14 protein-coding genes and 1 pseudogene are annotated in these 12,767 nt (G+C 48.9%); 7 read left to right on the forward strand and 8 right to left on the reverse strand.

From position 1 onward, the window contains the following. Positions 1-8: 8 nt before the first annotated feature. Genes K419_RS0108560 through K419_RS23500 form a run of 4 tightly spaced genes read left to right on the forward strand, consistent with a single transcriptional unit; the run spans position 9 to position 3,625 of the window. Complete coding sequence (locus tag K419_RS0108560) at positions 9-785, forward strand: DNA/RNA non-specific endonuclease (RefSeq protein ID WP_026841220.1); 777 nt, start codon at positions 9-11, stop codon at positions 783-785. Positions 786-825: 40 nt separating this feature from the next. Then, positions 826-1,752 (forward strand): CBASS cGAMP-activated phospholipase, encoded by a 927-nt coding sequence (locus tag K419_RS0108565; RefSeq protein ID WP_026841221.1) that lies wholly within the window; start codon positions 826-828, stop codon positions 1,750-1,752. An 18-nt stretch (positions 1,753-1,770) separates the two neighbouring features. Continuing rightward, positions 1,771-2,955 (forward strand): nucleotidyltransferase domain-containing protein, encoded by a 1,185-nt coding sequence (locus tag K419_RS0108570; protein ID WP_198013099.1) that lies wholly within the window; start codon positions 1,771-1,773, stop codon positions 2,953-2,955. Between the two features lie 4 nt (positions 2,956-2,959). Continuing rightward, a complete protein-coding gene (locus K419_RS23500; RefSeq protein ID WP_156912189.1) occupies positions 2,960-3,625 on the forward strand; it encodes a ubiquitin-conjugating enzyme family protein in 666 nt (221 codons plus the stop codon). An 82-nt stretch (positions 3,626-3,707) separates the two neighbouring features. On the opposite strand, the gene K419_RS0108575 is transcribed toward K419_RS23500, so the two are convergent. From K419_RS0108575 to K419_RS0108605, 8 genes are all read right to left on the reverse strand, one after another. Then, positions 3,708-4,172: a very short patch repair endonuclease gene (locus K419_RS0108575; RefSeq protein ID WP_318842531.1), complete on the reverse strand. Its 465-nt coding sequence runs from the start codon at positions 4,170-4,172 to the stop codon at positions 3,708-3,710. A gap of 62 nt (positions 4,173-4,234) precedes the next feature. Then, a complete protein-coding gene (locus K419_RS0108580) occupies positions 4,235-4,942 on the reverse strand; it encodes a GIY-YIG nuclease family protein (protein WP_026841224.1) in 708 nt (235 codons plus the stop codon). 131 nt (positions 4,943-5,073) lie between these two features. Then, positions 5,074-6,243 (reverse strand): DNA cytosine methyltransferase, encoded by a 1,170-nt coding sequence (locus K419_RS0108585; protein WP_026841225.1) that lies wholly within the window; start codon positions 6,241-6,243, stop codon positions 5,074-5,076. A 101-nt stretch (positions 6,244-6,344) separates the two neighbouring features. Beyond that, positions 6,345-6,533 (reverse strand): hypothetical protein, encoded by a 189-nt coding sequence (locus K419_RS23505; RefSeq protein ID WP_156912190.1) that lies wholly within the window; start codon positions 6,531-6,533, stop codon positions 6,345-6,347. Continuing rightward, positions 6,530-6,802: a DUF6471 domain-containing protein gene (locus K419_RS0108590; protein WP_026841226.1), complete on the reverse strand. Its 273-nt coding sequence runs from the start codon at positions 6,800-6,802 to the stop codon at positions 6,530-6,532. Before K419_RS0108590 ends, K419_RS23505 begins: the two co-directional genes overlap by 4 nt. A gap of 587 nt (positions 6,803-7,389) precedes the next feature. After that, entirely contained in the window at positions 7,390-9,516 is a 2,127-nt protein-coding gene (locus K419_RS21820) for a Z1 domain-containing protein (protein WP_035497041.1), read from the reverse strand. A 32-nt stretch (positions 9,517-9,548) separates the two neighbouring features. After that, entirely contained in the window at positions 9,549-9,944 is a 396-nt protein-coding gene (locus K419_RS0108600) for a hypothetical protein (RefSeq protein WP_026841227.1), read from the reverse strand. Beyond that, the gene (locus K419_RS0108605; RefSeq protein WP_051292936.1) at positions 9,941-10,987 is read right to left on the reverse strand and encodes a ParA family protein; all 1,047 of its coding nucleotides are present in this window, start codon (positions 10,985-10,987) and stop codon (positions 9,941-9,943) included. Before K419_RS0108605 ends, K419_RS0108600 begins: the two co-directional genes overlap by 4 nt. A gap of 396 nt (positions 10,988-11,383) precedes the next feature. On the opposite strand from K419_RS0108605, the gene K419_RS23510 reads away from it, so the two are divergent. The 3 genes and pseudogenes from K419_RS23510 to K419_RS23080 form a co-directional block, all read left to right on the forward strand. Then, positions 11,384-11,674 carry a hypothetical protein gene (locus K419_RS23510; RefSeq protein WP_156912191.1) on the forward strand — a complete coding sequence of 97 codons (291 nt, stop codon included), beginning with the start codon at positions 11,384-11,386 and terminating at the stop codon, positions 11,672-11,674. A gap of 26 nt (positions 11,675-11,700) precedes the next feature. Beyond that, a complete protein-coding gene (locus tag K419_RS24080; protein ID WP_226377655.1) occupies positions 11,701-12,654 on the forward strand; it encodes a hypothetical protein in 954 nt (317 codons plus the stop codon). Further along, positions 12,554-12,767: pseudogene (locus K419_RS23080) on the forward strand (IS3-like element ISAzo10 family transposase); the annotation flags it as partial. The gene K419_RS24080 and the pseudogene K419_RS23080, both read left to right, overlap by 101 nt.

Below are 12,767 nucleotides of genomic sequence, written 5' to 3' on the forward strand. Positions count from 1 at the left end.
AGGGAGGAATGGCCAAGTTCCTTGTTAGATGCGGAGTTGCTTTTTTGCTCACGGCCCGGGTCGTGTTTGCCGGCCCTCTTGAAGATTGCCAAGAGTACGTGAAGTACGGGGTGCCGTCGACAACTGGTGACATTCTCTGCCGCAAAGGCTACCTGCTCGCACATGACCCCATCCGGAAGACGCCCACATGGGTGGTAGAACACCTGACCGTGGACAGGGTGAATGGAGCGCTGTCTCGGAAGGATCAATTCAAGGCCGATCCGGATCTGCCAAAAGGGCGCCGGGCGGAACTGAGCGACTACCGGAAAAGCGGATACGACCAGGGGCATATGGCTCCTTCAGCTGATATGGCCTGGGACGAACTGGCTATGTCGGAAAGCTTCTATTTGAGCAATATGGTCCCACAGGTAGGAACAGGCATGAACAGGGGCATCTGGAAGGATTTAGAAGAAAAGGTTCGAAAGTGGGCGCTGGAGCGAGAATCGGTTTACATTTTCACCGGCCCAATATACTCAGGCAAGGAAGCGACCATTGGCAAAAACCGGGTTGCAGTTCCGGATCACCTCTACAAGATAGTCTTTGACCCGCAAGAAAAAAAGGCCATCGCTTTCATTATGCCCAACCGCAAACTGAAGTCATCCGAGATGTCTAAATACATCGTCTCTGTTCGGGATGTTGAAACTACGACTGGCCTCGACTTTCTCAGCGCTTTGCCAGTTGATGAACAGGAATTGATAGAGACGGTTAAATCCAGCGATTTATGGCCAGGTGCTGATGCACAATGATGCAGCTAAAGTGCAACTGACCTGAAGAGGAGAGAGAAGCATGAGCGGTGGCGTCTTCAGGATATTGGCAATTGATGGTGGGGGGATACGAGGTGCGTTCCCTGCCCATGTTCTTAATTGCATTAAACAGCGCCTCGGCATTGATATTCACAACCACTTCGATATGGTCGCCGGCACAAGCACAGGCTCAATCGTAGCAGCAGCCGTCGTGCGAAGAATCGACCCAGCTAAGGTGGTCGCTTTTTATCGCGAGCATGGCCCCGTTATTTTTGAGAGAAAAAAGTCATTGTGGCCTGACAGATGCCAGCCAGGTGTGCAAAGCATATACGAAAGCGGAACTCTAAAACAAATTCTCAGAAAAACCTTCGGCGACGTCAAGCTAGGAGAGATATCTTCCCCCCTCTTGATACCGGCAACAGACATTGGAAACGGTGGAGTCCATGTATTCAAATCAGCGTATCAGGCGGAGGAGGACTACCAACGCGATGGAAATGTGCCGCTCTATGAGGCGATTCTGGCCTCATGTTCCGCTCCGACATACTTTGACCCGACAAAAGTTGGAGAATACCTCTTAGCCGATGGCGGGCTCTGGGCGAACAATCCGTCGTTAGCGGCAGTCATTGATGCCAAAAGACGGCTAGGCGTCAGCCTCTCTGACATCCGTATTCTGTCCTTGGGTACTGGACATGCGAAGACCTGCTACGGAACCAGATACGCCAAAGGTTGGGGCCTCCTAAGTGGCTGGAAGGGAAAGGAATTTATAAACTTCTTGATGTCTCTTCAGGGTCAGACGACAAATAACTACCTGCAGCTAATGTTGAAGCCTGATCAGATTCTAAGACTCGACTTCGATTCCGACTGCGCCCTCCCTCTTGATGACTGCTCGGCGCTTGATGATTTGGTTTCAAATGCCGATCGCATGTTCACCCACAACAGTTCACGTATCAAAAATTTTCTTACTAATTAAAGGGCGAAGGGAACGAAGATGATGACCAACGAACAGAGGAACCTACTTCTAGAACAGATGACATCCTTGCTCGAGCTGCCAGACTCCGCGTATGATAAGGCAAAAGACCGTTACGAGGACATCGGAGAATGGCTTGGGAGGGACGATTCAGCCTGTGGCGTCTATGACCCGCACATATATCCTCAGGGATCTTTTAGGCTTGGAACAGCCATTCGGCCACTAATCGAAGGCGAGGCTTACGATCTTGATCTTGGGTGTAAACTCCGCGAAGGCTTGACAAAGTCGACCATTTCCCAAGAAGAACTCAAGGTGCTTGTCGGTGGCGAGATAGAACTCTATAGGAAGGCAAGAGGGATAACCGCACCATTAGAAGCGAAACATCGCTGTTGGCGCTTAGAGTACCAGGACCACCTCAACTTCCACATGGATATCGTCCCTTGCATATCTGCTGATGATACTAGGCGAGGGATGATCTTCGAGTCACTTCGCAAATCGTGGCAAGATGGTGCACTAGCAGAATTAGTCGCCCATCTTACTGTCTCAATTACGGACGACCGGCATCCGCAGTACCGGGCAATCTGTGACGACTGGAAGGTCAGTAATCCAGAAGGGTATGCTAAGTGGTTTGAATCGCGGATGAATGAACGCTTGGGGATTTTTGAAAAAGCTCAGGTGGACGAAATTCCGGTGTACAGGCGAAAGACGCCGCTTCAGCGGAGCGTTCAACTCTTAAAACGTCATCGTGACCACATGTTCAAAGACGACTGCGATATTAAGCCCATCTCGATTATCATTACTACGTTGGCAGCTAAGGCCTATGGAGGGGAAGACGATCTCTATGCAGCGCTGACTACGATTTTACGTCGAATGGGTGACTTGGTGAATACGACTAGACCTAGAGTCCCAAACCCAGTGAATCCGGAAGAGGATTTTGCTGACCGGTGGTCGATGCCAGAGTGTAAGGATCTTAACTTAGAAGGCAATTTCTGGGCTTGGCTAAGGCAGGCTAACGCTGATTTCGACACTCTGTTGAAATCGGGGGATGCGGGATTCATCGTTGAGCATGCAAAAAGAAGATTTGGCACAGGCATGGATGCGATTGATCTGCGACGTAAGCTCGGCCTTGCTCACGGTGTCTCGCTCGTTATCCCAAAATCCCACTCTATAGAGGTAGAGCCGCCCAGGCCTTGGAAGCAGGGATAGAGCCGTGAGAATAAAAGATAAACATGGTGTTCAACAATTCCTGTCTGATTACCCCGGTATGGCTTTACGGCCATGCCGGGATGATCGGACCTTAATGCGGGGTATATTCGAATTCCGTGCAGTTCCAGTGAACGGTTCAGAAATATGTGACCAGTATGAGTTAGAGCTAGAGATCCCATCTTCGTTTCCCAAGGCGCTCCCGAAGGTAAAGGAGGTAGGTGGGAAGATACCAAGGGACGGTGATTTTCATGTCAATTATGACAACACCCTTTGTCTAGGATCCCCCCTAAAGCTCTTCAAAAAAGTTTCGGAATGCCCAACCATAGCCGGCTATGCAGCTAAGTGCATTGTCCCTTACTTGTACGCGGTGTCCTATAAGCTTAGACATGGTGGCAGCTTCGTGTTCAGTGAACTTGCCCACGGGAAGCAGGGGGTACTTGATGACTATCTGAGATTACTAGATCTGAGGAGTCCTGGTGAGGTACTTGATGCACTTGAACTCCTGGGAATTAAGCGTCGAATAGCAAATAAGCTTGCCTGTCCCTGTAAGTGCGGGGAACGTTTAGGCTCTTGTAACTACCACAACAAGTTGAACCAGTTCCGAAAGTTGACTTCCAGGTCTTGGTTTAAGTCACACCACCGGATGTTAGGTGCTGGAGAGCTTTTATGAGCCAGTCGCTGGCAACCCGACGTCCAGGAGGCAAGTGGATGGCCTGTATTGGGCAAGAATAAGGCCGTTCCGTGCACGCATTTCACTCCTCCTTCTGTTCAGAGTCTGGGCTGACACATTCTCCCGTTTTCAGTTCAGCTATTAACCTCGCCATAAAATCTCGAGTTAGTTCGCACTCCCACAGCAAGATCACCCTCCAGCCAGCGGATTCCAGCGCGACATAATTCAGCTTATCTCTTACTACGTTCTTCCCCAACTTTGTTTCCCAATATTCACGCCTGCTTGCTGGCAATTTGGCTTTCCTGCATCCGTGGTGTTGATGCCAAAAGCAGCCATTTACGAAAATCGCTATTCGACGTGAAGGAAAGATGATGTCGGGGTTGCCAGGCAGGTCTTTTCGATGAATGCGAAACCGTAGTCCGGCTTTATGGAGGGAGGAACGAACGAAAATTTCGGGCGTAGTATCTTTGGATCTCACTCGGGCCATAATCTCAGATCTAGAGAGAGTGGGGCCCGAGGATTTTTGTTTATTCTTTCTTTCCAGTATTTATCCCTTTGATGGGTCGCTGAGAGAGCTTATAGTGCAGAATGGATTTTGAGGCTCAGGCTCTACTTCTTCTTTGTCTTTTTTGCTTTCTCCTCAAGGCCCCGAAGCCGTCTCTCTGCTAAAGCACGTAACCGAATGGCTTGGGTCAGGAGAGTATTTCTCAATCCTTTCTGGACCTGGCGCTCGCTGATAATTTGAGCAAGCCGTGATAATGTAGCGGCACGACGAGCAATCCGAACGTCAGGATGGTTTCTGATTGCAAAGACCTCGTCCGAAACGACGGTTCCTTTATACGAACGGGGAATTTCGACCAGTTTGTCGGGTTTTCCAGGTTCCTTCTCGTTCAATACTGCCTTGAAGCTGGATTCATCCCTCAGTTTGATAAAGATCTGGTATTCCAATGCGTTGAGAATTTTTTTCGCTGCCGCATCTTTTGAAGTCTTCCCCTCAAGTTCAGGCAATGGCCAAACCTCGATCTGGTAAACTTCAAATGGGTCTAAAACGTTCATGGCAACTGCATCGGTTCGCTGATTGGTCAAATGCCGTCTGATGCGAGTCCGAATTTTTTCATTCGTCTGTCCTACGTAAATAGGCTCTTTGTCGTAATCATAGAAGGCGTAAATCCCGAACTGAAAGTTTCCGATCTTCTGTTTCACCTTTGACGCCGGGACTTCGATTTCAGAATCCAAAAACTCTGTAAGTTTTTGGCGGAGCTCTTCAGTTTCAAAAGGAGGCTTGTGAGTGGCATCAGATTTAGGCGGTCCAGGCATAACGTACCTTCGCTTTACTTACTAGGAGATGTTTGCTTGAACCGCCTATTTATCACTTTTTGTTAATTTCAGCAACTTAAAGTTGATCTGATTATCCTCTCCGCAGCAGGCGGGCAGGTTAATCAGGGAATTCATTCCCCTACAGCAATATCCACCATTCTTTGATTAGCTCTTAAAACGGGTTCAAAAATGTTAGCTGCAAGATGCCTCACTACAGGTACAGCTACTCCGTCACCGGCAAGGTGATATGCGTCGTTGTATTTTGTCGGGAGGATATAGCTTTCAGGGAGTCCCATCAACCTGGCCGCTTCACGCGGCGACAGAAGACGGGTCCGAATTTGCTCACCATCAACAATGATTAAGGTCTGTCTTGATGACCCGCCGGTCGGGGTGCGTAGGCATCCTGCTAGGTCATCAAATCTGACCTCCGCTCTCTGCCGTTTCATGCCGTGAGCGTCTTCGCGAGTCCTGCGGTAAATCCCCCCCACCATACGCCTGCCAGCGACTCTGGCCTGCTCTACTTTTGCTAGGTTCACTTCGTTCATAAGGGAAAGGAGATAGCGGGTTTCGGATGGGGTATTCCATGCAACGCCTTCTGGGTTCTCTTCAATGATGTCTGCAAACCTAACGCCATGGTGTGTGGGAATCGGTAGGTTCCACCAAATCCAACGCTTCTTTGCCTCAACTGAAAGCTGATCTTGGCCATTGACAAGGGCTTCGGGATGCCAGGGCATTACAGGCCCTTCTGCAATCAAATCCATGGGAATACCAAGGTCACTTCTGACGCCAACAACGAAAAGGCGCGGTCGCGAATGAGGTAAAAAATGTTTGGCATCGATGACCATAGCTCCGAATCTATATTCCGAACCGGAAAATGCTGAACATATCGCAGAGAAGTCACGCCCTTCATTTGACGTGATTGCCCCATACACATTTTCGAGAATGATCAATTTGGGACCGCGCTCTTCTTCAAGCATCGAGCGCATAAGTTTCCAAAAGGGCCAAAAGGTGCCCGATCTCGTTTGGTCTTTGGAGGCCCAATGGCCAATACCGATATAGTTGCCGGCAAGAGAAAGGTCCTGGCAAGGGAAGGATGCCCAGGCGAGGTCGGCTTCACCAGGCAAAAGATTGGTTGTTATCTTGTTGATGTCTTCGACGAAGAGGTCGGAATCACCCCAATTCTGCCGATAACATTTCGCTTTTTTGTCGCTGAAATCATTGGCGAATAGACAGTGCCAATTCGACCCCAGACCTGCCCTTGCCATCCCTCCGCCCGCAAAAAATTCGTAAAAACTTGGCATAATACACCCCTAGTGAACATTTGTATAATATAGAATGTTAGGTCCAGCAACAACTATTAACGTTTTACATAAAAATGGACGTACATACCGCTGCACCCACATCACTCGTCATCATCAACTTCTGACTCTGGGTAGCACTTTTCACAGAGCCAGACACTTGTGCAGTAGGGCTCTTCAAATATGGCCACCATCTCAGGGTAAATCTTCAGGGTGCCGCACTTGTGACACTTTTCACCACTTGCTCCTAGCTTTGCTCGCTCAAAAGCTGTTTCCTGACGAAAATCGCTCACACACCCTCCAGCTTCCCGATACTGTTTATTTCGATTTTTTCGCATCCAATAACCCTAAGGCATTGGAGGAAAAACCCGGCACCGAAGCTGCCGCGGCTCAATTTGCAGTCGACGCTGGCTTTGGTCGTTTCAAGTCCAGAAGAGGACAGCCGGTCAGCGAGTTCCTGGTGACCTATCCCTCGTAGTGCAAGCTCTGCCTTCAAGATGCCCTTTGCTTTGGCGTTGAATTCCGCTTCTGGGGTTAATTTATTCGATCGGTCAGTAGCCAAAACGCACCCACCAATTATTATATTTGCAAATATAATATCACATTTGATAGTTATACTCCAGATATTTATCCAAAATTGCAGTGTAGGGGAGGACGAGACGCACTACGCGTACCAGGATCAAGCTGGATGTGAACTGAACTGAACGGGCAAGTACGCTTGGGGTTCGAAGTGGCCGCCCCACCTAGCCACGCACTCCTAGGCAGAACACTTGGCCGAGTACCGTCTGGTCAGGCAGCTGTCTTTGGCGGAAAGCACAGAAGATCCAGGGGAGACAGGCTCGGATCCATGAGAAGCGGGGTAGTGTCAGCAAAGGGAAACGGTAGGGTTGAAGTTGTTGTTAAGCGCCACTCAAAACTGCTAACGTTTTAAAGTAAACACACAGTAATCAACCGGTGCGACAGGATATGTCATGGTGTGTGGCGCTGAAGTCTGTATTTTTCAGGTAAAATTTATGAGGAAGAAGGGAAGAGAAAAGGGAGGCGGGGACGTCTTCATTATCGTTGACAGGGCCGTTTTACCTTATATACCCCCCACTCCTGCCAGTGGAGTGGGGGGAACTACTCTTTGCGACGATTTCGTTTAGCTATCTAATCTGTTGCAACTTTTGTTGCGAAAATACACGGCTCGACAGTCCCTGGTGCAGCTAGTATGGGCCACCAAAATTTGTATCCAGACCAACCCAAAGCAGCCGTGCCTTCTTGCTGGAGAAGGATCAGCGCTGGTTTCGACCTGTTTGGGTCCTGCACTAATCGGCGAATTTCTCCGCCACCGAGAATGGAAAGGCCAGATTTGTCGCCCGATCGCTCTCTGGAAAGTTTACGTCCTGTCTCCGCCAATAACAGCACTTTCCCATCGCCACCGTCTCTCACATCCGAGTAATAGTCCAATAATCCACGCATGGCATCCCACTCGAATTCAGCGTCAGGAAAAACAAGGGTGCCGGTTATAACGTCTATAATATCGAGTGCTGTTTGGCGTTCTATTTCTATAAAAGCCTTGGCATCTAAGGCCGCACTCGGAACGAGATCATTCAATCTAGTTTGAGCAGCCTTCATATTGCGGCCTGAAATGGTCTGAAACCCGGTAGGTAAATATAAGCCGCTCGGCCTTACCGCCACGACGTTGCTTAGAAGAACCTTATTGGGTGCGCAAGGGCGCACCCGGTGATTGGAATCAGCTTGAATAAAGACGACCCCTTGTTCGTTAGCTCCGCTAGCGAATGCTTCACGCAAGGCATTCTCAAATTCATTGATTGAGTATAGTCGATCATAAACATCGCGAGATGTATAAAACCGCGTCACGGCAAGATCGCGGCGATCACGGTTGCCATACATACGTGAATGCTGTAAGACGGTGTCAGCCTGCATTGTTTGAGGGTTCCGACCATAATAAAAAGTCAACAAATTTGGGATAGTGATACCTCGGTCGAGGATGCTACCCCCCACAAATATGTTGAAAGGAGTTCTTAATTTGAGCTCGGCTTTATCGTCCAGGAGCGCCAATACATCTTTATCAGAATTCACGGTTTCTTTTACCACGTCATCTGCTTCAAGGGCCTCTATAAAACTCTCGAACGCCTCGGATTTGCATGGCAACCGTCCTCGGTCGGCTTCGATCGATGCGCTGAGGTCCGCAAACGCTGCGTCGAAGAGCGGGTTAAGGGTATCTGGCTGATTGACGGCTGCGCTGTTGATCGCCGCGAAAACCCACTCTATTACCTGATTTTGCCATGCATGAGCTGCTTTTTGAGTGTCGTTGTGAATTATCATGGCGTACTTGCGCTTTCTCTCGCCAGCCTCTGCTTGTTGCCAGCGGCGTATTACTACTCCAAGAACAAAAGTAATGATTGCACGGACCAAGCCTCTAGTGTTCGGAGAAGTAAGCACCCGGTCCGGGTGGATTCGGCGTTGATCTGGTCTTCGGAGAGCATTCTGCTCATCGCGCGTAACTTCGCTAACAAGATAAGCTCGCGGGTCTTCTAGATCCCGTCCAATGAAATAGTCATCTCCTCCAACGTAGCCACCATGGATCGGCAACAACTCCGTGAATGCCGGTCTTTTTGGCTTAAAAACATAACCCGTCTCATAGCCTTCAGGCTGAAGGTATAAAGAATATGGCGTTGCGGTGACCTGAAGAAATGCAATATTGTTTACAAGGCGACGAAGATCGTCCATTTGTTCTGCTATCTTGCCTTGTTCGACATCCACAGATCCCTTAGTTCGAACAAAACGTACACTTGCGAGATCCGCTTCGTCATCTACCAAGAGAACTTTCCGATTTTTGAGATCGGGGTAATCTTCTCGAAAGAATTCCGTGAGCCGGCGTAAATTATCCACTTGTTTTTTTGCCACAATTACGAGCTTTCGCTGTAGTTCACTTCTGGTCAATCTCCCAGGCTGCTTCATAATGTCAAAAACAAGAAAATGGTCATCTTCGATGAGCGTCTGGAAGTCGTTATTCAGCCGGGCCACTGTCTGTGCTGAAAGGGTCTTAGTCCCCTTGGTCAACACAACACTAATATCAAAACCGCGGTCAAAAGCTCGGGCTATTACGCCCACAAAAGCGCGGGTCTTTCCAGACTGTATTTTTCCAAGAAGCATACCAGGACGATCACCGGTAGTGGCGGTGTCTTCCAGTTGATTTACAACACGCTCAATGCATGCAGCTAACTCATCATCATCTCTACGGCTGTCTCGAAGTTGCGAGTAAAACATGTACTCCTCCTAGTGGAAACGATGGCTTGGGTTCAGTCTTCGCGGAACGCATCACCTTTTGTCGCGCGTAACAACGCAAGTTCAACGATTCGATCGACGACGCGGTTAGTGTCCTTCCATTTCATCACGAGCTTGCCGGGGTCCATGCCATATTGCGCGACAATATCGCGCAGTTGGTCAAGAGTGAGCGTGCAGATTTTTGATCGAAGTGTACCCTCTCCCTGACGGGCCAGCTCCACTGGATCAAGCACAGCGGCGGTACGCCTTCCGCCTCGTTGGGTTGTCTTCATGCCTACGCTCGGTCGTCGTACATCCTGCGAAGCATCGATGCCAAGTGCTCGCTCAACGTTTGCACGAAAAGCTAAGTTTTTGTCGGACTCCTCTATGATGACAGAAACGAGAGCGGAAAGTCTTTGTTTGAGAGTCATTCGTCTATCTCCAGTTTCTTAAGGAGTTCCCTCGCTAGATCGACGTATCGATCTGCCAGATCTCCATATCCATATTTCTGTTTAAGTGTCCGCCTTCCACTTTGAAATTCAGCGGCGGCTGCAATCTGATCTGCCTGACGAATCACGGTATCAAAAACGTGCGGGTCGTTTTCCTTACGAAGATTGCCGGAAACGTTCAGATGGGTTGTTGAATTCGCCTGGAACTTTGTGATAACGATGCCGAGTGGTGTGATTTCCTCTGCAATCTCACGGGAGAAGTTACGCACCCGCTTGACGATCTGTGGGATACCGTAGGTAGACAGGACGTCAGGCACGGTTGGGATAAGATATCCTTCAGAGATACGAAGCCCGTTGAGCGTGATGATGCCCAGGTTTGGAGGGCAATCCACCAGCACCAGATCGTACTCGTCCAGCTTTGTTTTAACAGCGAGACGTAGCAAATCAATCGGTGTTACTGAATAGAATTGACCGGTAGGGGCGCTGGCGAGTTTGTCCTGAACGTCTATCAGGTCGAGGCTGGACGGCAGAAGATCAACTTTTTCAGCTCCCTGCACATCAGACACCTCCCGTTGTAAGGTTTTCTCCAAATTGAACCTTTTGTCATGTGGCTCTAGAGCGTCCTGGAACAATGTTGCGAGAGTGTAACCGTTTTCATTGAGCTTTTTCCAGCGGGCTTCCCCGAGCAGCATGACAGTGGCATTGGTCTGAGGGTCCAGATCGATTACTAAAACGCGTTTGCCGAACCGAGCGGCGAGCGTTTCAGCCAGAGCAACTGTGGTCGTCGTCTTTGCGACGCCACCCTTTAGATTGATGAGGGAAACGACACGAGCCATTGGAAAATTCCTCCTTCTAAGCCAGCCTTGGATTTGTCTAAGCCGAAAGACCGGCCCCGCACGGAGATCTGCAACAGGCTTCGGGAAATCAGGGAAACGTGCGCGCCAATTGGCCACTGCTTGCCGAGATACTCCTGCCAGTTCAGCAATCTCATTAATACCAACTAAATCGTCGTCAAGAAGAGCCACTTGCTTTATCCTTGTGATCAAAGTTAACAGTATCTGTGTACCACGTTCACAGGTCTAGGGCAAGGTATAATTTTTAAGCCAGCCCTGCTTTAGCATTGCCGCGTTGGTGACGGGGCAAACCCTTGGCCAATACGTATCAAACATATTATAGAGACATAGTCTGTCGCTGCTGGATGCAATCTTTAGATAACGAGGCGGGGTAACCGCTGCGAAGCGTTCTTGGCAGAGTCGCTTGCGTGAGGTGGCGCAGAAGTGCAAATAGCTATAAGTGTGGTATATATCACGACTGTATGGTAGAATATGTGTTGACAGGTTAGTGAATCGAATGTATTCTGCGCCGTCCTCCTGCAAGTCGAGTTCTCTGGTTTTGAATGGGGAGGCGGAAACGGGGCCAAAATGGCGACAATAGCACTAGTTAAGGCTGTAATCCTTTTAGTTGGTGGTGTAATGGCAATCTACTGTTTTTCACTAGCACGTATGGTGAGAAAAGCAGATCCAAATGAATACCGCAACGCCAAAAATCTCAGCGGCAGCCTATCGCAAGTACTCCGTGGCAAGGTCACCCTTTACCACGATGGCGTTAGAGATTCTCGTGTTAAAGCAGGCCTGGCTATAGACAAAAGGAGAAACAAGTGGGTTCCACATGGCGCCCTTTCTAGAGAGTCTATAGAATCAGTATTTAAATAAATATTACACTAATTGGAGATTGGCCCATGCTTATGCAGGGCCTTTTTTTTATGGGGCAAATGAAACGAATTTATAAGGGCTGGGTTCCTACTGTTTCTGGTCGGCTATCGTTTGATGTTATTGGGACCGGAAGCCATCCGAATCCCCCAGTTTGCGCGAATATAGAAGATCGATCAACTCGATATGTCTTGTGCAGGCAGCCCAGAATATTGTTAGACAACGCTATTATCTTTAGAGAAAAAGCAGCTCTTCATTTATATAAGGAGGTAGGCAAGTTTCAATTTATCTGTGTCGGAAAGTCTTCTAATGATCCTAAAGATATGGAAGCTGATTTGACAGGTTTTGTTTATATCTATGATGAAGACGTGTGGAATGCCGCTATTCATAGGGAGTTCGAGAAAAGTCAGAAGATTCTACTTTCGTATCTGCAAGTATCATCTTCGAAATCTATTACAAGCTATTTTATAAAAGAATATGAAACCATTAGGGAATTGCTTGCAAAGCACTGTTACTTCTATGTTCCTTTTGTCTTAAACAGAAATGGTGTCACTCAACTGACGGTGACAGATGACTGTGCCAGCAACCCTAGTGCTCCATCAATTACAGAAGATCCGGATGATCATGTTGAACATAGCGTATGCTCCCAGAGTTTCTTTTTTTTAAAAGACATCCTTCATAACCATCAGCATCACGACCCTTATACCGATACTTTGTCAGACATATATCTTGTGAAAAATGACGAAGATGAGTACCGTTGGAGATGCCCGCCGTGTCAAAATAGTTGTCGCCTCAATAGCTCACCTGTAAACTGCGGGCGGAGGAGGCAATCACATGGCTCGATACTCACAAGAATTCAAACAACGGGCAGTTGCCCGGCTACTGCCGCCGGAGAGTTCTCCAATCGAAGCGGTGTCACGCGAGATTGGAGTTTCGGTGGACACCCTGGAGCGCTGGAGGTCGGCAGCTCTTGCGATGCCTGAGAGGGATCGCACTTGGACGGCAGCAGCGCGCTTTGAAGCGGTAATTACTACGGCTGCAATGGATGAAGCTGCCAAGAGCGCATGGTGCCGTGAGCATTCCATCTTCCCGGCTG

The organism is Citrifermentans bremense R1, from assembly GCF_000426865.1.
GTDB lineage: Bacteria > Desulfobacterota > Desulfuromonadia > Geobacterales > Geobacteraceae > Geomonas > Geomonas bremensis.

Bases quoted from the DNA above. Each gene is read 5' to 3' on its own strand.
- K419_RS0108560 (WP_026841220.1), top strand. From the start codon at position 9: ATGGCCAAGTTCCTTGTTAGATGCGGAGTTGCTTTTTTGCTCACGGCC.
- K419_RS21820 (WP_035497041.1), bottom strand. From the start codon at position 9,516: ATGTTTTACTCGCAACTTCGAGACAGCCGTAGAGATGATGATGAGTTA.
- K419_RS0108585 (WP_026841225.1), bottom strand. From the start codon at position 6,243: ATGCCAAGTTTTTACGAATTTTTTGCGGGCGGAGGGATGGCAAGGGCA.
- K419_RS0108600 (WP_026841227.1), bottom strand. From the start codon at position 9,944: ATGACTCTCAAACAAAGACTTTCCGCTCTCGTTTCTGTCATCATAGAG.
- K419_RS24080 (WP_226377655.1), top strand. From the start codon at position 11,701: ATGCTTATGCAGGGCCTTTTTTTTATGGGGCAAATGAAACGAATTTAT.
- K419_RS0108565 (WP_026841221.1), top strand. From the start codon at position 826: ATGAGCGGTGGCGTCTTCAGGATATTGGCAATTGATGGTGGGGGGATA.
- K419_RS0108580 (WP_026841224.1), bottom strand. From the start codon at position 4,942: ATGCCTGGACCGCCTAAATCTGATGCCACTCACAAGCCTCCTTTTGAA.
- K419_RS23510 (WP_156912191.1), top strand. From the start codon at position 11,384: ATGGCGACAATAGCACTAGTTAAGGCTGTAATCCTTTTAGTTGGTGGT.
- K419_RS0108570 (WP_198013099.1), top strand. From the start codon at position 1,771: ATGATGACCAACGAACAGAGGAACCTACTTCTAGAACAGATGACATCC.